At 65.1% G+C, this 21760-nt stretch carries 21 protein-coding genes and 1 tRNA gene; 9 read left to right on the forward strand and 13 right to left on the reverse strand.

The genetic code is table 11. The annotated features are described in order from the left end of the window. The gene (locus ACODSP_RS17285; protein ID WP_488966806.1) at positions 1 to 933 is read left to right on the forward strand and encodes a Mu-like prophage major head subunit gpT family protein; all 933 of its coding nucleotides are present in this window, start codon (positions 1 to 3) and stop codon (positions 931 to 933) included. A gap of 16 nt (positions 934 to 949) precedes the next feature. On the opposite strand, the gene ACODSP_RS17290 is transcribed toward ACODSP_RS17285, so the two are convergent. Beyond that, complete coding sequence (locus ACODSP_RS17290) at positions 950 to 1246, reverse strand: hypothetical protein (RefSeq protein ID WP_488966807.1); 297 nt, start codon at positions 1244 to 1246, stop codon at positions 950 to 952. 3 nt (positions 1247 to 1249) lie between these two features. On the opposite strand from ACODSP_RS17290, the gene ACODSP_RS17295 reads away from it, so the two are divergent. Continuing rightward, on the forward strand, positions 1250 to 4123 hold the full coding sequence (locus ACODSP_RS17295; protein WP_488966808.1) for a phage tail tape measure protein: 2874 nt from the start codon (positions 1250 to 1252) through the stop codon (positions 4121 to 4123). Between the two features lie 145 nt (positions 4124 to 4268). Here the strand turns inward: ACODSP_RS17295 and ACODSP_RS17300 are convergent, their stop codons facing one another. The 7 genes from ACODSP_RS17300 to ygfZ all read right to left on the reverse strand — a co-directional run bounded on the left by ACODSP_RS17300 (position 4269) and on the right by ygfZ (position 11552). Further along, on the reverse strand, positions 4269 to 4874 hold the full coding sequence (locus ACODSP_RS17300) for a hypothetical protein (RefSeq protein ID WP_488966809.1): 606 nt from the start codon (positions 4872 to 4874) through the stop codon (positions 4269 to 4271). A 12-nt stretch (positions 4875 to 4886) separates the two neighbouring features. Then, the gene (locus ACODSP_RS17305) at positions 4887 to 5630 is read right to left on the reverse strand and encodes a HupE/UreJ family protein (RefSeq protein ID WP_488966810.1); all 744 of its coding nucleotides are present in this window, start codon (positions 5628 to 5630) and stop codon (positions 4887 to 4889) included. 12 nt (positions 5631 to 5642) lie between these two features. Then, positions 5643 to 6023, reverse strand: coding sequence for a hypothetical protein (locus ACODSP_RS17310; protein ID WP_488966811.1), 381 nt, complete (start codon positions 6021 to 6023; stop codon positions 5643 to 5645). Between the two features lie 135 nt (positions 6024 to 6158). Continuing rightward, entirely contained in the window at positions 6159 to 6902 is a 744-nt protein-coding gene (locus tag ACODSP_RS17315) for a DUF4198 domain-containing protein (protein WP_488966812.1), read from the reverse strand. 208 nt (positions 6903 to 7110) lie between these two features. After that, positions 7111 to 7623 (reverse strand): PRC-barrel domain-containing protein, encoded by a 513-nt coding sequence (locus ACODSP_RS17320; RefSeq protein ID WP_488966813.1) that lies wholly within the window; start codon positions 7621 to 7623, stop codon positions 7111 to 7113. A gap of 309 nt (positions 7624 to 7932) precedes the next feature. Then, the gene (locus ACODSP_RS17325) at positions 7933 to 10617 is read right to left on the reverse strand and encodes a HAMP domain-containing protein (protein WP_488966814.1); all 2685 of its coding nucleotides are present in this window, start codon (positions 10615 to 10617) and stop codon (positions 7933 to 7935) included. 65 nt (positions 10618 to 10682) lie between these two features. Beyond that, positions 10683 to 11552, reverse strand: a complete 870-nt coding sequence (gene ygfZ, locus ACODSP_RS17330) for a CAF17-like 4Fe-4S cluster assembly/insertion protein YgfZ (RefSeq protein WP_488966815.1) — start codon at positions 11550 to 11552, stop codon at positions 10683 to 10685. A 155-nt stretch (positions 11553 to 11707) separates the two neighbouring features. Here ygfZ and ACODSP_RS17335 point away from each other — a divergent pair, with 155 nt between their 5' ends. After that, entirely contained in the window at positions 11708 to 12916 is a 1209-nt protein-coding gene (locus ACODSP_RS17335; RefSeq protein WP_488966816.1) for an O-antigen ligase family protein, read from the forward strand. Here the strand turns inward: ACODSP_RS17335 and ACODSP_RS17340 are convergent. After that, complete coding sequence (locus ACODSP_RS17340; RefSeq protein ID WP_488966817.1) at positions 12900 to 14033, reverse strand: SPOR domain-containing protein; 1134 nt, start codon at positions 14031 to 14033, stop codon at positions 12900 to 12902. The two genes, ACODSP_RS17335 and ACODSP_RS17340, sit on opposite strands and share 17 nt — an antisense overlap. A 120-nt stretch (positions 14034 to 14153) precedes the next feature. Here ACODSP_RS17340 and ACODSP_RS17345 point away from each other — a divergent pair, with 120 nt between their 5' ends. Further along, positions 14154 to 14498, forward strand: a complete 345-nt coding sequence (locus ACODSP_RS17345; RefSeq protein WP_054170298.1) for a hypothetical protein — start codon at positions 14154 to 14156, stop codon at positions 14496 to 14498. 204 nt (positions 14499 to 14702) lie between these two features. Here the strand turns inward: ACODSP_RS17345 and ACODSP_RS17350 are convergent. After that, positions 14703 to 14778 (reverse strand) — tRNA-Thr (locus ACODSP_RS17350). A 175-nt stretch (positions 14779 to 14953) separates the two neighbouring features. Here ACODSP_RS17350 and ACODSP_RS17355 point away from each other — a divergent pair. From ACODSP_RS17355 to ACODSP_RS17370, 4 genes are all read left to right on the forward strand, one after another. Then, complete coding sequence (locus tag ACODSP_RS17355; protein ID WP_488966818.1) at positions 14954 to 15127, forward strand: hypothetical protein; 174 nt, start codon at positions 14954 to 14956, stop codon at positions 15125 to 15127. A gap of 82 nt (positions 15128 to 15209) precedes the next feature. Further along, positions 15210 to 15764 (forward strand): dCTP deaminase, encoded by a 555-nt coding sequence (dcd, locus tag ACODSP_RS17360; RefSeq protein ID WP_054170214.1) that lies wholly within the window; start codon positions 15210 to 15212, stop codon positions 15762 to 15764. Positions 15765 to 15845: 81 nt separating this feature from the next. Continuing rightward, positions 15846 to 17135 carry a UDP-N-acetylglucosamine 1-carboxyvinyltransferase gene (gene murA / locus ACODSP_RS17365; RefSeq protein WP_488966819.1) on the forward strand — a complete coding sequence of 430 codons (1290 nt, stop codon included), beginning with the start codon at positions 15846 to 15848 and terminating at the stop codon, positions 17133 to 17135. Then, positions 17132 to 18148: a class I SAM-dependent methyltransferase gene (locus tag ACODSP_RS17370; RefSeq protein ID WP_488966820.1), complete on the forward strand. Its 1017-nt coding sequence runs from the start codon at positions 17132 to 17134 to the stop codon at positions 18146 to 18148. The genes murA and ACODSP_RS17370 overlap by 4 nt, the downstream gene beginning before the upstream one ends. Before the next feature lie 4 nt (positions 18149 to 18152). Here the strand turns inward: ACODSP_RS17370 and ACODSP_RS17375 are convergent, their stop codons facing one another. Both ACODSP_RS17375 and ACODSP_RS17380 read right to left on the reverse strand, forming a co-directional pair. Then, the gene (locus tag ACODSP_RS17375; RefSeq protein ID WP_488966821.1) at positions 18153 to 19163 is read right to left on the reverse strand and encodes a glycosyltransferase family 4 protein; all 1011 of its coding nucleotides are present in this window, start codon (positions 19161 to 19163) and stop codon (positions 18153 to 18155) included. Next, complete coding sequence (locus ACODSP_RS17380) at positions 19160 to 19957, reverse strand: UDP-2,3-diacylglucosamine diphosphatase (RefSeq protein WP_488966822.1); 798 nt, start codon at positions 19955 to 19957, stop codon at positions 19160 to 19162. The genes ACODSP_RS17375 and ACODSP_RS17380 overlap by 4 nt, the downstream gene beginning before the upstream one ends. 196 nt (positions 19958 to 20153) lie before the next feature. Between ACODSP_RS17380 and ACODSP_RS17385 the strand changes: the two genes are divergently transcribed. After that, positions 20154 to 21071 (forward strand): diacylglycerol/lipid kinase family protein, encoded by a 918-nt coding sequence (locus ACODSP_RS17385; protein ID WP_488966823.1) that lies wholly within the window; start codon positions 20154 to 20156, stop codon positions 21069 to 21071. Here ACODSP_RS17385 and ACODSP_RS17390 read toward each other — a convergent pair. Continuing rightward, positions 21068 to 21397, reverse strand: a complete 330-nt coding sequence (locus tag ACODSP_RS17390) for a hypothetical protein (protein WP_488966824.1) — start codon at positions 21395 to 21397, stop codon at positions 21068 to 21070. The genes ACODSP_RS17385 and ACODSP_RS17390 overlap by 4 nt on opposite strands. Positions 21398 to 21760 lie beyond the last annotated feature (363 nt).

The raw sequence follows: 21760 nt of genomic DNA on the forward strand, positions 1-21760 counted from the left end.
ATGATTATCAACAACGGCAATCTGGAGCTTCTTTTCAAGGGCTTCAACAAGGCGTTTGACGCCGGGTTCGGCACTGCCAAGCAGGTGAAGCACAAGGAAGTCGCCTTGATCGTTCCCAGCGATACCGCCGAACAAACCTATGGCTGGCTGGGGCAGTTGCCCAAGATGCGGGAATGGGTTGGCGACCGCATCGTGCATAGCCTGTCCGTCCATGGTTACGCCATCCAGAACCGCAAGTTCGAACTGACGCTGTCCATCGACCGCGACAAGATCGAAGATGATCGGTATGGCGTCTTCGGGCCGCTGTTCCAGGAAATGGGCGTCAGTGTCGCCGAACATCCCGACGAACTGGTCTTCAGTCTTCTGAAAGAAGGCTTCGTCACAACCTGTTGCGACGGGCAGAATTTCTTTGACGCGGAACATCAAGTTCTCGGTGAGGACGGTCAAGAATATGCTGTCAGCAATGTCCAGGCCGGCACCGGTCCCGTATGGTATCTGATGGACTGTTCCCGCCCCATCAAGCCGCTGCTGTTCCAGGAACGCATCAAGCCCAAGTTCACCCGGCTGGAGAAGGACGAGGAAACCAACGTCTTCTACAAGGACGAGTACGTCTATGGCGTGCGTGCCCGCTACAATGCCGGGTTCGGGCTGTGGCAACTGGCCTTTGCCTCGAAAGCCCCGTTGACCGCCGCCAATTACGAGGCCGCCCGCGTCCGCATGGCGGAATTGAAGGGCGATGCGGGCCGCCCGCTGGGGATCGTGCCCGATACTCTGGTCGTTCCGCCCACCCTGGAAGGGGCCGCCATGCGCCTGTTGAACGGCGGGACGCGAGTGGAAGTCGTGACGGTCGGTGAAGGTCTGCAACAGGCTGTCGCCGTCAACAACGAATGGCAGGGCACCGCCAAGCCCATCACGTCCGCCTGGGTGGCCTGATATGGATAGCTCGCTCTCACTCGGCCTTATCATCGGCGCCACCGTTTCCCCAATGCTGGGGAGCGCGGTTGGCACAACGGTAGCCCAGATAGGCCGGGTGGGAGACGCGGCGCTTGGCGTTCAGACCATGCACCAGAATGCCGTGGCAGGCATAGCGCAGGCGCAACGGCAGCTTGGGGAGATCGACAGCTACCGCCAGATGGGCCGGGGCGTTCTGGAAGCGGGACAGGCCCACCGGACCGCGACGGAAGGCGTTGCGGCGACGGCGCGGCAACTGGATCAGGCCCGCACCAAAGCCGAAGAACACCGGCAAGCCTTGGCGAATGTCCGCCGGGAAATCACCAGCGCCAAGACCGCCATGCAGTCCATGGCCGAAGGCGCTTCCGGTCCCGCCGCCGCCGGTCGTGCGCTGGACGATCTGCGCAGGCGCGAAGCCGAACTTGTGCAGCAGGTGAAGGAAGCCGAACGCGCGGAAGCGGCCCATTCCACGGCGCTGGCCCAGTCCCGCACCGCCGTCACCCGTTCCGCCGCCGCCCTGGAAGCCAAGAAACAACGGCTTGCGGCACTGCGGTCGGAACTGGACGCGGCGGGCGTGGATACGAAAGACCTGGCCACCGCGCAAAGGCGCCTGGCTGCCGATCTGGAGGCCGCCGGACGGCAGGCGGATCAGGCCGGGCAGGCCATTGAACGGCTGGGGGCAACGCAGGAACGCGCCTCGGCCATGATGGTTGCCGGGCAGGCGTTCCGAAACAGCGCCATTCAAATCGGCCTGATCGGGGCGACCATGACGGCGGTGACCGGCCCCGCCGTCGAGTTTGAAAGCACCATGGCGGATGTCCGCAAGGTGGTGAACTTCGACAATCCCGGCCAGTTCCAGCAGATGGCGGATGACGTGCTGGGCCTGTCGCGCCGTATCCCCATGGCGGCATCGGGGCTTGGCGACATCATGGCCGCCGCCGGGCAGTCCGGTATTGCCCGCACCGAACTGCTGCGCTTTACCGAAGACGCGGCGAAGATGGGCGTTGCCTTCGACCTTTCGGGCAAGGAAGCCGGTGGGGCGATGACGGGCCTGCGCAGCATCTTCAAGCTGTCGCAGGATGAGGTTGTCGGGCTGGGCGACGCCATCAACCACCTGTCCAACAACATGGACGCGCGTGCCGCCGATATCCTGAACCTGGAGAACCGGGCCGGTTCCATGGGCAAGATGTTTGGTCTGTCCGGGCAACAGGTCGCGGCGCTGGGCGCTACCATGCTGGCGTTGAAGACGCCCCCGGAAGTCGCCGCGACAGGTATCAACGCCCTGTTGGGCAAGCTGGCCACCGCCACCACGCAACCCAAGGAATTCCAACAGGCCCTGCGTGATATCGGCCTTGAAGCCGACACGCTGAAAGACGCCATCGGACGCGATGCGCAGGGGGCCTTGCTGGGCTTCCTGAAAGCCGTGGATGGTGCCGACGACAAGATGACCACCCTGGCGCAGTTGTTCGGCGCGGAATATGCCGACGACATGGCGAAACTGGTGAGTGGCCTGGATATCTATCAGAAATCGCTGGGCATGGTGGGGGACCGCGCCGCCTATGCCGGTTCGATGAACAGGGAGTTCGCCGAACGGTCCAACACCACGGGCAACAACCTGGAAATACTGCAAAACCGGGTCGGGGCCGCCGCCATCAAGATCGGTGACGCACTGTTGCCATCGTTGAACGTAGCCGCCGGGGTGCTGGGCACTGTGGCGGATGGCGTGGCCTTTCTTGCCGATGAGATGCCGTTCCTGACCCAAGCCGTGGTTCTGTCGGGCGGGGCTTTCCTGACCGCGAAAACGGCCATGGCCGGGTATCGCATGGGAAGCATGCTGTTGGCGGGGAACCTGCCCGCTGTCGTGGCGGGCATGGGTGCGCTCACCAGCGCGTCCACTGCGTCCGCTATAGGCAGCGCGGTTGCCGGGCAAGGCTTGATCGGGCAAACGGTCGCCACCAACGCCGCGTCGGCGGGATGGTTGCGGCTGGGCAGCACCATGGCCGCCACCCGCATTCCCATGATGGGCGCGGCCATCACCAGCAGCGTCGGCATGGTGGGCAGCACGCTGACGGCGGTTGCCGGTCGCGCCATTCCCATGGCCATCGGTGGGTTGCGGGCCTTGACGGTCGCCCTCATGACCAATCCGATTGGCCTGTTGGTGGGTGGTGCCGCGCTCGCCATCTACAAGTTTTGGGGGCCGATTTCAGGGTTCGTCGCCGGTGTTTCGGATGGCGTTCAACAGGCGTTGGAACCCCTTGCCCCGGTCTTTTCCGCCATTGGTTCCGCCCTGGCACCCGTGGGCCGGATAGTTGGCAGCGCAGTGGCAGCACTGGGTTCCCTGTTCGAGCCGCTGGACGATGCGGACGGCAGCGCGCGGAATTTCGGTTACAGCGTCGGGACTTATATCGGCGGGGCGGTGACCAGCGTCGTGGACACGGTGGGCGGTGCCTGGAACACGCTGGCGGGCATTCTGGAATGGTCACCGACCGAAACCTTTCAACGCCTCTGGGCACCCGTGGGCGAGTTCTTCCAATCCCTGTTCGGAGGCCTGCGGCAGGACGCGGAACAGTTCATCGGCTGGGTTGGTTCGACCATGGGTTCCCTGTCGGGTCTGGGCAACCTGTTCGGCGGTGACGACAGGGAACAGCCCATGGTGGGGGCCACCGTGGCGGCTCCGAAGGCACCAAGCCTGTTGCAACCGGCGGGCCTTGCCATGGGAAGCACCATGCTCGCCATGGGAGCCGTTGCCGCCCCACCGCCGCCCGTGTTGCTGCCCCCGGTAACGGTGCAGATCAGCACGCCGGAAGCTGTTTCCACGCCTGCGGGTCGGGAACCGGCAACGGCTCCCATAGGGGCAACCGTGATGGAGCGTGCGCCTGTCATTGGGAGCGCGGTGCCGCCGCCACCGTCGCCAAGGCTCATTGCAGTGGCAGGCGATCAGCCAGGGCCGCGCCTCCGCCAGCCCACACCGCAACCCATCGCGCCGCCACGGCCCACAGCCCAATCCGAACCGTCATCACCGCCGGAAGTCGTTCATTCCCGTATTGACCATCGGCAGGAGTTCAACATCAATATCAACGTCACGGGAGCGAGCGACCCTCGTGAGGTGGCGCAACAGGTGATGCGGGAGTTCGATAGGCTGCGGCGTAGTGCCCTAGCCGACATCGCGTGACGATTGGCAGACCGATCAAAAGGTATGTCCCTACCGATCAAAATTTTCGGCGCGCATCATTGAAGCCCCTCGCCCACGAAAGTGGGAGAGGGAGGGGCCCAAGCCTGTCAAGGCTTGGGAGGGTGAGGGCGGATGCCCCCCAGCATCACTCCACCGGTGGCAGATACAGGTCCTTATAGAAACCGCTGGTCTCCACCACCACCGTCACCGGTGTGTCGCCGCGATTGCGGAAATACCAGCCATGGGTGCCGGTGAAGGGGGCCGTGAAGGCACCCTGGGCGCTGTCCAGGTCCTTGGCCTTCCAGTAGCTGGAAAATTCGCCTTCCTTGGCGTTGGGCGGTTCGCCATGCATGTCGAACCGCACCTGCCCGCCGGTGGCTTGCCAGCGAAAGATGAAATGATCGCCCTGCGCCATATGGGCCTTCACCTCCGCCCCCGAATGCGGCGGCAGGATCAGTTCCTGGCGGTCGCTGCGCATGGTGGTGGATTTGGTGATATCCGCCGATGTCGGGGTGCCGGGGGCCACCGGTGCGGCGACGGGCGCGGTGGCTGCCGGTTCCGCCGCCTCACCCCCGCCGCCGGCCAGCCTGGTCAGGCCCAGGGCGCCACCGGCCCCCGTCGGGTCGATCCCATATTCAGCCGGCAGCACGAACAGCGTCAGCACCAGGGCAGATGCCGCCACGGCCCCCAGCCCGGCCCGGAGCAGGGCGCGGGGCGAGGCCTGATAAGGTGTCATACTCATATCGGTCATGGTTGATCCCCCTCAGGCGGATTGGGTGGCGTAGCCGGCCAGCTGATAGCCCACCAGCGTCAGGCCGGCGGCCATCAATGCGCCATTGGCCAGCAGCACCGACCGGTTGAAGCTGCGCGTCGTGCGCCAGGCATTCATGGCGATCAGGATCAGGCACAGGGCCATGAACTGCCCGATCTCCACCCCGACATTGAAGCTGACCAGATTGGCCAGCAGCCCGTCGGGCGAGAGCGACAGTTCCTGAAGCTTGGTCGCCAGACCGAAGCCGTGGAAAAAGCCGAAGATCAGGACGGCAGCCTTGGTATTGGGCTGAAAACCCATCCAGGTTTTGAAGGCCCCCAGATTGTCCAGCGCTTTGTAGACCACCGACAGGCCGATGATGGCGTCGATGATATAGGCATCGGCCCTTATATCGGCCAGCACGCCCAGCAGCAGCGTGGTGGAATGACCGATCGCGAACAGGGTGACGTAGGCAGCGACGTCAGGCAGCCGATAAAGAAAGAAGATCACGCCCACCAGGAACAGCAGATGGTCGTAGCCGGTGACCATGTGCTTGGCCCCTAGATAGATATAGGGGATGACATGCACACCCTGCGCATCCTCGATGAAGGATCGGTCTTCCTCCGACACACCATGCGCCATGGCATGGGGTGCCCAGATCAGCAAGGCCAGAATCACCAGCCAGGGCAGGGCGGCGACAAGAAGGGGGACGGCGCGACCGCCCCCGTTGGTCAATGACAAGGGGAGCCGCCGCATCGTCCGCCCCCGTCACTTGACGGTGAAGGACAGGATGGAGCGGGCCTGGCTGGCCTTGTTGACCACCATCACCGCCACCTTGGCCCCACTGGCCAGCTTCACGCCCGGCGCGTCGAAGCGGTTGCCGGCGGCGGGTGTCAGATTGACCTGACGCTTCCCGCCCGCATCCATGATGGTCATGGTGGCCGTCAGGTCGGCGCTGGCGACGGGTTCATCCTCTTCGCTGACATAGATGCTGGCGGCATCGGCGCCGGCCACCAGTTCGATCAGCGTCTCGCCCGACAGCTGGACGATGCCGCCATGCTTGGGCGTGGTATCGCCATGGGCCAGGACCGTCAGCGGCGTCAGGGTCAGGGTGGCGGCCAGCGTCAGCCGGATCATCGGGTGCTTCATGTGTGAAATCCACTTTCATTGCGCCCTCAGGCGCCGGGCGCCGCCATCCGGCGGCTTGGCTAACGGCGCATGGGCGCCGGGCCGGCAGTCGCCGGCCTCCAATCCACCAAAGGTAAAACCTTCGGCGGATTGGTGTTATTCCGGCGCGTGCGGCAGCACGAAGGACAGGGTCGCCAGATATTCGATATGGTCGATCTGCTTGGGATTGTCCGACGGGCCAACATAGGTGGCGGCCAGCACGTTCAGGCCCTGGTTGCGCACCTTGATGGTGGCGACACCGTCCTTGTCGGTCTTCACCGGCTCCTGATCGGGATCGTTCACGAAATCATGCTTCAGGGCCGCATCCTTGACGGGCTTGCCCTTGTACAGCACGCGCACCTTCAGCGGCTTGCCCATCTCCACGGGCAGGGCCTTGTCCACCGGCACGATCTGGAGAACCTGTTCCGGCAGGGCGGGGATGGGGCTGTTGGGAGTGCCGGTCAGGTGGACGGCATATTTCATGGTGCGTTCGGCGACGACAGCATCGGGCACGGTATCGCGCCCGCCCTTGACCCATTTGCCATCCGGCGTGCGGGACCAGAGGCCATTGTCCATGATGGCGGCCACGGCGACGGTCGGCGCCTCGCTGTCCACCACCACGATGGGGCCGGCGACGCGCAGGGTCGCACCCACGGGCGCCCAGTCGGCGTCATAGCCATAGGTGCCGGTCACCAGACCCAGCCGCTTCACCACGTCCAGGTCGTCGGCGCCGACGCCATAGATCAGGGCCGTCTGCTTGGCCCGCTGCGCGAACCAGATGCCATGGGCCTGTGCCGCCATGCCACCGCCCAGCGCCGTGACGGCAAGGATGGCGGCCACCAGATGCTTCATCCGTTTCATGTTCCCGTATCCCTGTTCTTTGGGGCTTATAGGAACAGCGTGACAGCAGGTGTGCGGATTCCGTCATTGTTGGACGGCCCCTTCACGAAAGCATCCCCCGTATTCCCGGCACGCACAGCATAATAGACCGCACAAAAAGCCCCCGGCCCAGGAGGGGGTGGGCCGGGGGCAGGCAGGGACGCTGGAGTTTCAGGGCCATCAGGCCCCTTTATTTATTGGTGCGGATCAGGGAGCGGGTGTTCTTGCCATATTCGAACGCTGCCATCTGATCCAACTGCGCGGTGGTCAGGTTGCGGACCTGGACATGGTTGTTCCCGGCCAGCATGTCGGCATCGCTGATATCGACAGCGACATTCTTCTCGCCCAGGCCCATGAAGCCGCCGGACGCGATGACCAGCTTTTCGGCGTCGCCGCTGCTGGCATTCAAGATCACATCCTCGACCTCACCCAGTTCCTTGCCGTCGGCACCGATCACGGTGCGGCCCAGCAGGCGCTCGGCAGAGGTGCGGTCGATGCCGGGGCGCGGTTCGGCCAGAATGCTGGGCGGCGTGTCGCGTTCGGGCATGACGGCGGCGGGCGGTTCGCCCACCTGACCCGGTTCTGCGGTCCCCGGAACCGGGGGGACGGGTTCCGTGGTGCCGGGCGGCACTGTCTGGGCCATCGCAGCGGTCCCCAGCAGCAGGGCCGTCAGGGTGGCGGCACCGATCAGTTGCGTGCGCATTGTCTGTTCCTTCCCTTCCGAAGTTGCTCAAGGGCACACCGGGATTGATCCCGGACCCATGCCAGAACAACGGCAGACGAAGGTGAAGGTTGCAGAGGGCGCTTGTGACCTTTGGCCGGATGTGATCAGAGCTGCCGGAGATTGCGAAGCCCATGATTTGCCTCCCCGGCGAAGGCCGGGGCCCAGGGGCCAAGCGCCCGACCTTGGTGCTGCGGATCGCGAGGTCTGTGGAAAAGTTGAAGCCTTTGGCCCCTGGGCCCCGGCCTTCGCCGGGGAGGTAAATGGGGTACCTGCTACAATGCCAATATCCTATACGCCGCCGGCGGCCCCGCGCAGCTGATCGGCGATCTGGGCCAGACGCGTGCCCAGATCGCGGGCGGCGTTGGCGCTGGCATTCTCGCTCTGGCGGGACGACGAACGCAGAATGTCGATGGCCCGCGACAGGTCCACCGACAGACCATCCAGACGCAGCACACGCTCGCGCAGGTTCTGCGTCAGTTCCGACACGATGGACAGGTCGGTACGCTCCCGTCCCCGCGTTTCTTCCAGAACGGCACGCACGCTATCGGTCGTGCTGTCCAGTCGGTCGCCCAGCCGGTCGATACCGTCCAGGCGGGATTTCAGCGCGTTGGCGATGGCCAGAAGATCGGCATTCTCCCGCTCCCGCCCGGCATTGTCAGAGGCGGCCAGGGCGTGCAGCGCCTCTGTGGCGGCGGCAAGGCCGCCGGCCATGCCCTCGATATTCAGGATGCGCTGCTGAAGCTTGTCGACCAGACCCATGGCCTGATCCACGGCCACCTTCTCGCGGTTGTCGGCACTGGCCACCAGGGCATGCACCGCCTCGATGGCGGCGCGCAGGCCACCTGTCAGGTCGATCAGGGCCTGCGGGGTATTGTCCCGGTCGCGCTGGGCGTCCAGATCGGCGGCCACATCCTTCATGTCGGCCAGCAGCCGTTCCTGCTGCCCCACGGTGCGCGACAGGGTGGTGGTGGCGATATGCGCCTCCGATGACAGGGCCTTGGTTTCCTGACGCAGGTCGGAGGTGAGGTCGCGCAGGCGGGCGGTGGCGTCATCGACGCCGCCTGTCAGGCTCTGCGCCAGACGGCCCGCCGTCTCCCCGATCTCCTTCACCCGGTCGCCGATCTGCGTGGCGCTGCCGCGCATGCGGGTCAGAAGGTCGGCAATGGCCTCGTGCTGGCCCGGCTCCACCCTACGGCGCTCAAACTCCTGCCGCAGCCCGTCGCTGGTCAGGCGCAGGGCATCGACGGCGTCGGCCATGCTGTCGGCCCGGTCGGACACATCGGCCATCAGGCTGGAGAATCGGAACTGGATATCCTGGAACTGGTCGGCCAGCGGTTCCAGCTTGCCGCGCGTCATGTCCTCGGCGATCTCCGCCGATTGCTGCAGGGTGGTGCGGGCATGGTTCATGCCGTCCAGCGCCGTTTCCAGCTTGTAGCTGATCTCCGACGAGCGGTCGTCCAGAAGGTCGGCGGCGCGCGAAACCTGGTGCCCGGCATCTTCCAGGCGGGCAGCGGCCTTTTCCGTCGCCTCGTCAAAGCGGTTGGTGACGCTGCCCAGGGTGGCGTAGAGCGCCTTCTCGCCCTCTTCCATGCTGTCGGCGGCCCGCGTGATGCGCGAACCGGTCTGATCGACGGTGCTGGCCAGCAGGTCGCCCGAGGCGCGCAGCAGCTTCACCGCCGACAGCAGGCCTTGCTGCGCCTCTTCCATGGAATGCGACAGGGCCTTGGCGGCGTCGCGGGCTTCCACGGTGGCCAGACGGATGTCGCTGTCGCTTTCCGACAGGCTGCCCAGGGTTTCGATGACCTTGGTTTCGGTCTTGGCGGCAGTGTCGGCCAGATGGTCGGCATTGGCGCGCAGGGCGTCGATAATGTCATCCAGGCCGACCTGGCCATCACCGCTGTCAAAGGCGCGGACCTGCGCCACGGCATGGCCCAGCATCTCCGTGGCCTGCCGGATTTCGCGGTTGCTTTCCGTCACGGTGCGCACGGCGGCGGAACAGAGCTGGTTCACCTGGCCCAGCGTGTCATTCAGCTGCTGCTTGGTATCGCCCACGATGCGGCTGACATCATTGCCCAGCATGGCCAGTGACCCGCCGGCCCCACGCAGGCGCGCCGTCAGCGCCTCGAACAGGTCGGCATAGTCGCCTTCGAACTTCAGACGCAGGCGCCCATCTTCGGTCGCGACGGAGATGTCGGGGATTTCGGCGGCCTGCTTGCGGAAGCCATCGATGGCGCGGGCCAGATCCCCGAACTCATCCTCCCGCTCCGCCCCCCAGACGGGCGCGCGCCAGTCGCCGCGCGCCACACCATTCACGGCCCCCGTGAGTTCGCGCAGGGGCCGCAGCACGCGCGCGCCCATCAGCGACAGGAAGGCGAACAGCGTGCCCACCAGCACCAGAACGGCGGCCCCGCCCAGCCACAGGCCACGAGTCGCAACCTCTTCCAGCCGCGCCAGCTCCACCGCATGCAGCCCGCGGGAGCGCTGATCGATGCGGTCGGCCAGGGCGGCATAACGGGTCAGCAGGATGATGGGTGTGGTCTGGCCCAGGGCGGCGGGGCCGCTATTGGCCGATTCCAGGGCGCGGCGGGCACCATCCAGCAACCGCTTCAGATCGGCGGCCAGTTCCAGTTCCTGTGGCGTCAGGCGCTTGCCCTGCAAGCCGCGAAGGGCTTGATCGGCGGCTTCCAGGCTGGTGCGCATTTCGGCCCGCGCCTCGGCATTGCCGGTTTCCGCGAACTGCGCCAGCGCCGACAGGAAGCCGCCATGGCCCATGCGGTCCTGAAAATCGATCAGCAGTCTGGTCTTGGCCAGCTGGTCGCCCGGCACTTCCATGCTGCCGGACTGCACCTGGAACTGTGCCATCTGAAAGGTGGCGCCGGCCGCCAGCCCGCCGACAATCAGCGTCGCGCCAAGGGCAACGGCGGTGCTGAGATTGCGCAGCGACGACAGCCGCGATCCCGTGCCCCGCTCCATATTGCCTCCCCGCCGCTTCATATTGGGTCAATCGCGGCAGAGACTAACCAATTCTTGTGCCAACTTCATCCATTCGTTGGCATATCGCCTTCCGTTCGGGGCAGATTGATCCAGGAAGGCGGCATCGGCGCCAATGTCGCCCCACCGCACAGCAGCGGAACCTCCCCCGTCAGGGCATCCAGCCGGAGTAGGGCCAGGGCCAGATCATCGCGACCCGAGCGGATTTCGCCGACATCCGCGCCATTGCGGGTAACGATGGTTCCCGCGTCGGGCAGGGGGCCGGTCACCCGCACCGGCAGCAGCCGCTTTTTCACCAGCCCGCGATATTTCGTGCGTGCCGTCAACTCCTGCCCCACATAGCAGCCCTTGTTCCAGGCCACGCCCGACAGCTCGTCAAAGCCATTATCCAGCAGGATCGACTTCTCCGGCATCAGGTCGCGGCTGCTGTCCGGGATGCCCAGGCTTAGGCGCGCGCGGTCCCAATCGGCAAAATCACCTGTGGCCGCCGTGTCGGCGGGCAGGATGATGCGGTGGCCCAGGCCGGCCAGACGCGGATCGACGATCTGCCAGCCGCCCTCCACCCTTGTCACCGTTCCACGCTCTGCCTGTGCCGCATCCAGGCGGGCGAAGATGGCGAACTGTCCCGTCAGGTCGGTCAGGTCCACCTTGGCCCGCAGGCGGAACATGCGCAGGCGGCGGGTCAGATCATCCCGCCGCCCCGCCTCCACATCCAGAAGCAGCCGGTCCCCATCGGCCAGGATGATGAAATCATGCAGATATTTTCCCTGCGCCGTCAGCAGTGCGGACCAGACGGCCTTGCCCTCCAGGTTCGCGACATCATTGGTCACCAGCCCCTGCAGGAAGCTGATACGGTCATCGCCGCCGACGGCGATGAGGGTGCGGTTGGACAGCGGGATCAGCGGCAGATCGGCCATGATGGTGGTTCGTTCCGGGAACGGTTGGCGGTCAGGCCCACCATATAGGCATGGGTGCGGCAATTCGTAGAGCGGATTGCGCTTCGCTTCTGCCGGGCGCCGGTTTATGCAGTTGTGTAAGGGGCGCTGCGGACTTTGGGCAGGGACGGCGCATCATGGCGATGGCACAGGACGGGCAGGACCCGGCCTTCACTTCGATCTTCATCTTTTTCGGCGTTCTGATCATGGCGGTGTTCGTGCCGCTGATCCCGCTGGCGCTGGCGCCGGCGGTGACGGCGCTGGCTGTTCTGTTCACCGGTCTGTCGCTCTGGCGGCGCCATTACCCAAGGCCCGACCGGTTTGTCGCGGTGGCCCTGGCTCTGTTCCTGCTCTGGTCCGGGGCCAGCCTGTTCTGGACCGGAGGGGGCAGCAAGGGGATCACGGCCTGGGCCGGGTTCCTTTACATCTGGATCCCCGGCCTTTGCCTTCTGTCGCTGCTGCCCTCCCTGTCCGACACGGCCGCACGGCGGATTGCGCGCTGGCTGCTGCCGGCGGTGGCGGTGGGGGCGGTGCTGCTTGCCATTGAGCTGCTGTTCGATCAGCCGATCCAGCATCTGTTCGCTGGGTCCGGCAAGGAAGCGCTGGATTTCGAACGCGATCTCAACCGTGCATCATTGCTGCTGGCATTGATGGCGGGGCCGGTGGCTTTGCTGCTCTGGCGGCTGGGGCGTCGCCGGCTGGCGGCTTTGGCGTTGGCCCTGCCGCTGCTGCTGGTGACTGACAGCACCAGTCAGTCTTCGGTGGCGGCCCTGTTGGGGCTGTTGATCCTGCTGGGCATGGCGTGCCTGTCATGGCGGGTGACGGCGGGCCTGCTGGCGGTGGGGATCGTGGCGGGCCTGACCCTGTGCGGTCCCATCGCCATCTGGATGAAGCAGGCGGGGTTGGCTGACGCGGACTGGATGCCGTTGAGTTTCCGCCACCGCATCCTGACCTGGGATTTCGTGGCCGGGCGTCTGGGTGACCATCCCTGGATCGGGTATGGGCTGGAAGGGTCGCGTGCCGTGCCGGGCACGGGTGGGGCCTTCATCCTGCCGGGCGTGGGGCCGGTGCCCATCCTGCCCGTGCATCCCCATAACCTGTTTCAGCAGGCGCGCCTTGAACTGGGCTGGATTGGGGCGGCCCTGGTGGGGCTGCTGCTGCTGGCCATTCTGCGCCGGCTGACGCGGCTGGACCCCGCCATCCGGCCCATGGCGCTGGCCCTGTTCGGGGCCGTCATCTTCACCCAATGCTTCGCCTATGGCGCGTGGCAGGCCTGGCTGATCTGCGGCATGCTGTTCGCGGGCGCCCTGGTGACGCTGGCGGGCCGGATCAGGGACCCTTCTTGACCAGACAATCGGTGCCGGCGGCTTTCAGCCTGCTGCACAGCCCCGCCGCCGATGCCTGATCGGTAAAGCCGGTCAGGAAGACGCGGGTATAGATGCCCTTGGCACCCAGATCGGCCTGAACCATGCTGGGCTGACGCCCGCCCAGCAGGGCCGACTGTTTGGCGGCAATGACCTTCCAATGTTTCTCCGCCTCTTCCCGCGATGGCAGGGACCCGACCTGAATGACCCAACCGCCCGCCACCGCGGCGGCGGCGAGGGCCGCGGCCGGTGGTGGCGTCGGCGCGGGTGTCGCCGGTTTCGGGGTCGGGCGGGAGATGGGGACGGTGTTGGGCGTCGCCGGGGCGGCGGGTTGCGGTGCAGCCGGGGCGGCAGTGGCAGCTGTGGCGGGCGGGGGAGGGGGCGGGGGCGGTGAGACAGGCGCCGGTGCCGGTTCGGGCTTTGCCGGGGCCGTGTGGGCCGGTGTCGCCGCTGCTGGCTTGGGCGCGGCGGCGACCTGTGTCGTTGCTGCGGGGCCGGGCACAGGTGCCGGTGGCGACAGGGGCTGGTTCATCCGCGCCACGGCGGCCTTGATCTGCTCCGGCGTCGCCTGCGATTCGATCTCCTGCTCCAGTTTGATGGCCGCGACCAGCCGCTTGGACGAGGCGCGCTTGGCCCAATGCAGGGCGTCGACGATGTCCCGCGGTGTTCCCAGCCCGAAATAGGTCAGGGCGGCCAGATTATTCTGGGCATGCACATCGCCAGCCTGTGCGGCGGGCCGCAGAAAGCTGAGCGCCTTGGTATAATCGGCAGGCATGTCCTGCCCGAAGGCATAGAGCGCGCCCACCATGCTCTGCGCCCCGACATGGCCGTTGCGGGCCGATGCCTCCAGCAAGGTCACGCCGCGCCGCACATCCTTTGTCACCCCGCGACCCTGGATCAGCATCTCGCCCGCCAGATACTGGCCGGAACTGTCGCCGGTTTCCGCGACGGCGTTGAATTCCTTGAAGGCCGTGGCGAAGTCGCCGGCGGAAAAGGCGATGCGGCCTGCCTGCAGATCGGCCAGGGCCGGCAGCGCGGTGAACAGGGTCAGCGACAGGGCCAGGGCAGCGGGTGTGGTGCGGCGGGAAAGGTGCGGCATGCAGGCGACATCCGTCGAAAGGGGTGCCACTTCTTCATAGCTGACACGGGCGCGCTTGACGATGCCTCACAAACGGGCTTCAACCTGCGCCAACTGATCTTAAGACCGGAGTTGCGCCTGATGGCCGCCAAGAAGAACCCGCTGAACCTGAACCCGTTGCAGTTGAAGACCCTGACCCTGTTCCAGGCCCTGGCGGAGTTTGAGGACATTACCCGCCCCGTCGGCGATGGGGCCGTGGAGGTCATGGAACTGCCCTTCACCAGCCATGGCAACCATTTCCATCTGGGCCCCTGGCTGGTCTATGCCCAGGACGCCACCGGCCTGCGCAACATCGCGCCCTGGACAGTGCTGGAACGCAAAGGCCTGATCATCGGCAATTTCCCGATGTCGGTAACCCTGACGCGCGAAGGCCTGGAATATGAGACGGGCATGCGCCGCCAGATCCTGCAGGGGTCGGATCACTGAGGCGTGGTCCTGCCACGACCGTCATGTAGCGCGGATTAGCGCAAGCGTAATCCGCGGAACGACGCCGGGCTTTCCGCGGATTACGGCTGTCGCCTAATCCGCGCTACAATGGGCACCGCGCTCGACCTGACCTACAGCATAAAAGCCAAAAACAAAACCCGCCGCGCCAGTGAAGGCGGGCGGGTTTTTGTTTTGAGCGGGGGATGGTGCTGCCAACTGGAATCGAACCAGCGACCTCGTCCTTACCAAGGACGCGCTCTACCGACTGAGCTATGGCAGCGCCTTCATCCGCATCACCGCTGCGTCGTCGCCGCTGCGGTGGGCGGCTATGTGCCACTCCAACCCCCGGACCGCAAGCAAAAAAATCCGGGACCTGTCGATTTTTTCCGCATACTTGACGTGCAAGTGCGAAAAGGCGAGCAATCCAGCCATTTCCGCCCCAGGGATACAGGACCATGAACAGCACACCGCCCAAGAAGGATGAGCGCAAGGACCGTCTGGCCCAGGCGCTGCGTAATAATCTGCGCCGCCGCAAGGATCAGGACAGGGCGCGTGAGGCGCAGGAGACCATGGAACGCGCCCTTGGCCCCGACCCAGCCGAAGGACAGATGCCCGACACCACGGCTTGAGTGAGCGATAGGGCTGGGCTACAAGGTCTTGCGCGCCGGCCCCAGTATGGGCGGCCGCTCATTGGGGACCTGGGGGACCGACATGCCGATTATGCCCGACAGCTGGATACGCGAACAGGCAACCAAACACGGCATGATTGAGCCGTTCGTTGAGGCGCAGAAGCGCGAGGGCGTGATCTCCTACGGCCTCTCCTCCTATGGCTATGACGCGCGCGTCGCTCCGGAATTCAAGATTTTCACCAATATCGACAATGCCGTGGTCGATCCCAAGAAGTTCGACGCCACCAGCTTTGTCGACCGCGAGACCGATGTCTGCGTCATCCCGCCCAACAGCTTTGTGCTGGCCCGCACCGTGGAATATTTCCGCATTCCGCGTGATGTGCTGGTCGTCTGCCTGGGCAAGTCCACCTATGCCCGCTGCGGCCTGATCGTGAATGTCACGCCGCTGGAACCGGAATGGGAAGGGCATGTGACGCTGGAAATTTCCAACACCACGCCGCTGCCGGCCAAGGTCTATGCGAACGAGGGCCTGTGCCAGTTCCTGTTCTTCCAGGGCGCCAGCCCGTGTGAGGTCAGCTATGCCGACCGGGCCGGCAAATATATGAAGCAGCGCGGCGTCACCCTGGCGCGGCTGTGATCGTCTGCCCCTGATCCGCCATCATCGCGGCCCATGGTCCGGGCCGCGCTCCAACACCTCTTCTGACGAAACGAACATTCCATGGACAAGCTTCGCATCCGCGGCGGCAACCCGCTGAAGGGCCAGATCACCATTTCCGGCGCCAAGAACGCGGCCCTGCCATTGCAGGCGGCCTGCCTTCTGACGGATGAGAAGCTGACGCTGACCAATCTGCCGCTGCTGGCCGATATCACCACCATGAACCGCCTGCTGGCCCAGCATGGGGTGGAGGTGCATATCAATGGCCGCGATGCCTTCGGGTCCAGCGGACGTTCGGTAGAACTGGATGCGGCCGACATTTTCAACCTGACGGCCCCCTATGATCTGGTGCGCAAGATGCGCGCCTCCGTCCTGGTGCTGGGGCCGCTGCTGGCCCGGTTCGGTCAGGCCAAGGTGTCGCTGCCCGGTGGCTGCGCCATCGGCACGCGGCCCGTCGATCTGCATATCAAGGGCCTGCAGGCCATGGGCGCGCAGATCGATATCGAAGGCGGCTATATCCTGGCCAAGGCGCCGGAAGGCGGGCTGGTCGGCGCGGAATTCGTGTTCCCGCAGGTGTCGGTGGGCGCTACCGAAAACCTGATGATGGCGGCGACGCTGGCCAAGGGCGAAACCATCCTGATGAATGCCGCGCGCGAGCCGGAGATCGGCGATCTGGCCCGCTGCCTGATCGCCATGGGTGCGGAGATTGAGGGGATCGGGTCCGACCGTCTGGTGATCAAGGGCAAGGATCGGCTGCATGGCGCCACCTATGCCGTGTTGCCCGACCGTATCGAGGCCGGCACCTTCGCCATGGCCGCCGCTATCACGGGTGGGGAACTGGAACTGGTCGGCGCCCGCATGGACGACCTGAAGGCGGTGGTGAAGACCCTGGCTGGCGCCAACGTGAAGGTCACGGAAACCGCCAATGGCCTGCTGGTGGCCTCTGCCGGCGAACTGGTCGGCGTGGATGTGATGACGGAGCCGTTCCCTGGATTCCCCACCGACCTTCAGGCCCAGATGATGGCCCTGATGTGTGTGGCCAGGGGTGCCTCGATGATCACGGAGACGATCTTCGAGAATCGCTTCATGCATGTTCCGGAACTGACCCGCATGGGCGCCAACATCACCGTCCATGGCTCATCCGCCCTGGTGCGCGGCGTGCCGAAGCTGACAGGCGCGCCGGTGATGGCGACCGACCTGCGTGCGTCGGTGTCGCTGGTCCTGGCCGGTCTGGCCGCGCAGGGGGAAACCACCGTTAACCGCATCTACCATCTGGATCGCGGGTATGAGCGGGTGGAAGCCAAGCTGGCCGCCTGTGGCGCGGACATGGAGCGGGTGAAGGAAGAGGATTGAGCGACGGGGAGTGGTCGCTGTTCCGCCCGTATGCTACCGTCTGCGCGTCCAATCAAGGGGGAGTGGCGGCGGTGCGGGATCACCCGGTTTTCGAACAATTCGACATGGAAGTCCCGCGCGACGAGGACGAGTTCCATGTGAATAATGTCGGGTGCCGTACGCGCCACCACTATGAAAAGCCTGTATCGATCAAAGATTTCCCGGAAATGGTCTCCAGCGGGGCGGTGTATTTCCGCAAGTCGGAGGGCAACCCCCAACTGCCGGAGCCCTGTTCGGAAGATTATTACGAATGGATCGACCTGCTGGGCGCCATAGCGGCGGCCAAGGACCATTTCGTTTCGATCGAGGTCGGCGCCGGTTATGGGCGCTGGCTGGCCAACGCGGCCAAGGCGCTGGACCGGTTCCGGGGAGGCCGCATTTCCAGCCGCTTCTTCTGCGGAATCGAAATGCAGGAAACGCAGTTCAACTGGATGGCCGAACATCTGGAGTTGAACGGTGTGACGGCGGACCAGCGCCTGCTCGTACCGGGCGGCGTATCGGACACCGTTTCCTATGAGCTGATGGAGGTCCGCCAGGGCGTCGATTACGGGACGCCGGTCCAGCCGGTGCCGGGCGAGATGCTGAAGAACCTTTACGAAGCCGACACCCCCTATGTGGTGATCGACGGGATGGCCAATCCGTTTAAGATCGTCAAGGTCCAACCCCTGTCCGACATCATGCTTGAGGCGGTTGGGCGCGGCGGTATCGTCGACATCATGCATATCGACATTCAGGGGGCGGAAATCCGGGCCATCCCCGCCGCCATCGAGTCGTTGACCCGCCAAGTGAAGCGGATGCACATCGGCACGCATGGCCGCGATATCGAGGTCGCCTTGCTGGAACTGCTGTCGGAGCGGGGCTGGATTATTGACCGCTTCTATCCAGGCTATGGCTGGCGGGAAGCGGAGTTCGGTGCCTTCAAATTCATGGACGGCATCATCTCCTGCCGGAACGCGCGGTTTGTCGCCAGCTAGCCTGCTATGACGCCTCCCTGAACGGCCGCAGGTTCGCCAAAAACTGCTGCGCGCAGGATTGCCAAGAAAAGCCCAGCGCATGGTCGCGACAGACCGTGGGGCCGATTCCCACCGCCTGTAAACACGCTCCCCGCAAATCCTCGCTCAACACCCCTGCCGCGCTGCCGCCGATCACGTCCAGTGGCCCCGGCACGGGGAAGGCCGCCACCGGCAGGCCCGACGCCAGCGCCTCCAGCAGGACCAAGCCGAACGTGTCGGTGCGGGACGGGAAGACAAAGACGTCGGCGGCGGCGTAATGCCGGGCCAATTCCTCGCCATGCTTGGCGCCCACAAAGGTGACGCCGGGATATCTGGCCTTCAACTCCGCCAATTGCGGCCCGTCACCGACCACCACCTTCGATCCCGGCAGGTCAAGGCTCAGAAACGCCTCGATATTCTTCTCCACCGCCACCCGGCCCACGGAGATGAAGACGGGGCGGGGCAGATGCGCGAACAGGTCCTTAGTGCCAGGGCGGAACAGGTCGGTATCCACCCCGCGTGACCAGCGGCGGATATTGGTGAAGCCGCGCCTTTCCAGATCGGCCTCGATGCTGGCCGTGGCCACCATCACCGAATGGGCCGGCGCATGGAACCGCCGGATGAAGGCATAGGACAGCGACAGCGGCACCGGCGCCCGGTCGCGCACATATTCCGGGAACCGTGTGTGATAGGCGGTGGTGAAGGGCAGCTTGTGTTTCAGGCAGTAGCGCCGGGCCGCGAAGCCCAGCGGGCCTTCGGTGGCGATATGGATGGCATCGGGCTGCGCCTCCTCGATCATCCGTCGCACCCGCCGGCCCGGCGCCAGGGCCAGGCGGATTTCCGGGTAGGTGGGCATGGGGATGGTGCGGAACCGGTCGGGGGCGATCACCACCACCTTATGTCCCAACCGTTCCAGTTCGGCCCGCGTCGTCGTCAGGGTGCGCACGACGCCATTGACCTGCGGATGCCAGGCATCCGTGACGATCAGCAGCTTCACGCCGCTACCTTCACCGCCTGGCGGGCGGCGACAATATCCGCCCAACGCAGGATCTCCAGCCGTCCATCGGGATGTTCCACCAGTGCGGTACATGATTCGACCCAATCCCCATCGTTCACGTAAAGCACGCCGTCCATGTCGCGGATTTCGGCATGGTGGATATGGCCGCAGATGACCCCGTCCACCTGCCGCCGGCGTGCCTCGTCGGTCAGGGCGGTCTCATAATCGCCGATGAATTCGACGGCCTTCTTGGTCTTGTGCTTCAGGTAGGCGGATAGCGACCAATAGGGGAAACCCAGCCTGCGCCTCGCCTTGTTCAACAGGGTGTTGAGCCAGAGCAGGAACGTGTAGGCCGTGTCGCCCACGAAGGCCAACCACTTGGCGTAGCGCACGACGGCGTCGAACTGGTCACCATGGATGACCAGATAGCGTTTGCCGTCAGCCGCCGTGTGAATCGTGTCCTCCAGGATGGTCACGCCACCGAATTGCAGGCCGATATAGTCGCGGAACGCCTCGTCATGATTGCCGGGAATCATGAAGACCTGAGTGCCCTTGCGTGCGCGGCGCAGGATTTTCTGCACCACGTCATTGTGCGACTGTGGCCAGTACCAGCTTTTCTTCAGCCGCCAGCCATCGACGATATCGCCGACCAGATACAGCACATCGGATTCGGTATGTTTCAGGAAATCCAACAGCATGTCGGCCTGACATCCACGTGTCCCCAAATGGATGTCCGACAGCCAGATGGCGCGATAGCGCAGCACGTCCCCGTCGCCCAGCATATGTTCCCCCATCGCCGGTCAACCCAACCACCAATCGTCCGCCAGAATTAAAGACTAGCCATAGCGGATCGCGCCGTTCTATACCGCTTCATCTGGTGTACTGTCAGTGCCTCTGATGGTTATTTGTACCGTTCCTGCGAAAACTTCTCCGGACTGTCATCAATATTACATTGCCACTTCATCCTTCCGTCATGGAGATGTACTGGAAATGTCACATGGGCTGGATCGCCGGGTCGCGATCATCTTCAATCCCGTGGCGGGGCGCCGCCGGCCAGGGCTGGTGGAGCAGGTGATGGCCGCCGCCACCGATGCCGGGGCGGTGGCGGCGCTGCACACGACCGATGCGGCAGGCCATGCCACCGCCATCGCGCGCGATCTGGCCCGGTCGGGCACTGCCGATGTCATTGTCGCCGCTGGCGGGGATGGCACCATCAATGAGGTGGTGAACGGTATGGCCGCCTCTGGCCTGTCCGACCTGCCGCCGCTGGGTGTGGTGCCGCTGGGCACGGCCAATGTCCTGGCCCACGAACTGGGCCTGACGGGATCGGCGGTGCGAATCGGCAGACAATTGGCCCTGGGGCCGGCCCGGACGGTCCATGCCGGCATGGCCAATGGCCGGCTGTTCACCATGATGGCCGGGGTGGGGATGGATGCCCGCGTGGTGGCGGGGATCGCCCCGGCCCTGAAACGTCGCATCGGCAAGGGCGCCTATGCGCTGGGTGGCCTGCGGGAGATTCTGGCGGGGCCGTCGCTGGATTATGAGGTGACGTTAACGGCGCCCGATGGCGGGATCAGCCGGCACCGGGCAGTCAGCTGCATCCTGTGCAAGGGTCATTTCTATGCCGGAACCTTCGTGCTGGCCCCCAACGTGCGGCTGGAGCAGCCGGTGCTGCACGCGGTGCTGTTCACACGGCCGGGGCGGCTGGCGGCCCTGACCTATGCCGGCGCGATGACCCTGGGTCTGTTACCCGACCGGTCGGATGTCCTGATTCTGCCGGCCATCGCCGCCCGGATCGAGGGGCCGGTAGGAGAGCCGGTGCAGGGCGATGGCGATACCATCGCCCGCCTGCCCGTCGACATATCTATATGGAGTGGCCGTCTGCGTGTGGTGGGCGGGGGTGATTAATCCGCCCTACGCGCCGCCGGGTGCAGGCGGTCCGTCGGCTCCACATGGGCCAGACAGTCGATGATCTCCGGCCCCTGGCGGAACTGGAACCAGCCCTGGCCATCATGGAAGGACAGGCGGTAGGTGCCCTGGGCGTCACGTTCCAGCCGCAGGCTGGGGTCATTCAGGCCCGGCAGCCAGACGAGAATCCAGTCGCGCTCGCGGGTGCTGGACCGTTCCGTCCGCTGCCACAGGCCACGGCGGCGGCGGTCGGCCAGAATGGATTTCCAGGCGACCATGTCCATGGGGGTGAAACGCTGGCGGGCAAAGGGCAGAATGACGCACATGGCATGGCCTCAGACTTTGGTGGCACGGGCATCTCCGCACCTGGGGCCAGCCTGCTCCCGCACCCTTAATGCGGCCTTAATCCCTGACGGTCCAAAAGCATAGGGCATGCGGAAGGTCAGGTTGGCCGCCTGCTGGGAAAAAGCCATTTCGCAACTGCACAGCTTCTTGATGCGACCAAGGTCGCAAAGCGGCGCGGTTGCTGGCCAAATCCAAGGGAAGCGGTGCAAAACCGCATACCCCCAATCCACAGGCGCGCTGTTGCGTAGGGGCTATGGCTGTGTTACATGCTCGCTCGCTCGACACCGGTGGGTCCTCTTCCGGGATGGCCGATCATTGCTAACGTCCTGAAATTATTCAGGTCC

This window comes from Niveispirillum sp. FG156, assembly GCF_057809555.1.